Here is a 1,068-nt window from a genome sequence, read left to right on the forward strand (position 1 = left end):
TTCATCAAGGATTACCGGGGAACTCGGCCCGGATCTGAACGAATCGAATGCAATGCGCTTTAGGCGATTGGCGTTAAAAAGTAGGAATGCTTAATATATATGATGCGGACGGCGATAAGAATCAAGATATTTCCAGCTCGCGGCAGCGCTCTCGCTTAGATCTGTCCGAATGCGATCAGGTTTCCAAATCCGACACCCCCTAGTTTGTTGCTATAAATGGAAGCGTCTGTCAGAATCTGACCGCTATTGCCATACAGGGCTTTCGCGATCAGATTTCCGCTTGCATTGTAGTCGTTGGACCAGTACGAACCGTCGCTGTTATACAGATACTTGGAAAAGCCACTCAATTTTCCATCCATTCCGTATCGATCAGCTTCGATAACGCGGCCGCTCTTATCGAAAAAATCGTGTAGTATCATTTTGCCTGAAGAGAACTGATAGTAGTCGAAAATGATATTGTTCGACCCGAACATGCCGACGTATTCCATTGGACCCTCGAATTTATGTGATACATAGCTGTTATCCAGGGAAAAATCGAATTGCAGCTTTTTGGTGCCGACCGGATTGTAGAAAATGTCCTGAGTCTTGTAGCCGTTGGTGTTGAACTGAGCCATTTCGACTATTTTTCCGTTTGAATCAAAAAACGCGCCGCTCTGGGACCCATCCCCATTGAAGCCATGCCATGTGTAGCTCTTGTCCGGATTGAAGTCGAATTGCTGAGTAGATTTTCCATTCGAGCCGAAATAGATGTCCTGTGTTTTCATTCCACCTGTGTTGAATTTCACATATTCGGTCACCTGCCCATTAACTCCGAATAATGTCGCGGTTTGCGAGCCGTCGGCCACAAAGTTATACAAGGTGTAACTCTTGTCGAGATTGAAGTTGTATTGCTGTGTGGCTTTGCCGTCGGTTCCATAGAACGTGTCCTGTGTCTTGAATCCCGATGGATTGAACTTCGCAAATTCCACGATCTTTCCCGCTGTGCCGTAGAGCGTGGCAGTCTGGGAACCATCGGTGGCGAAATCGTACTTCGTGTAGCTCTTGTCGGTCTTGAACTCGAATTGCTGA

At 46.7% G+C, this 1,068-nt stretch carries 1 protein-coding gene; it reads right to left on the reverse strand.

All coding sequences use genetic code 11. The features are described 5' to 3' along the window. Positions 1-155: 155 nt before the first annotated feature. The coding region (locus tag U5775_RS38840) for a hypothetical protein (protein ID WP_322063422.1) at positions 156-1,068 on the reverse strand (913 nt) is incomplete at its 5' end.

This window comes from Paraburkholderia sp. J63 (assembly GCF_905220245.1).
Classification (GTDB): domain Bacteria; phylum Pseudomonadota; class Gammaproteobacteria; order Burkholderiales; family Burkholderiaceae; genus Paraburkholderia.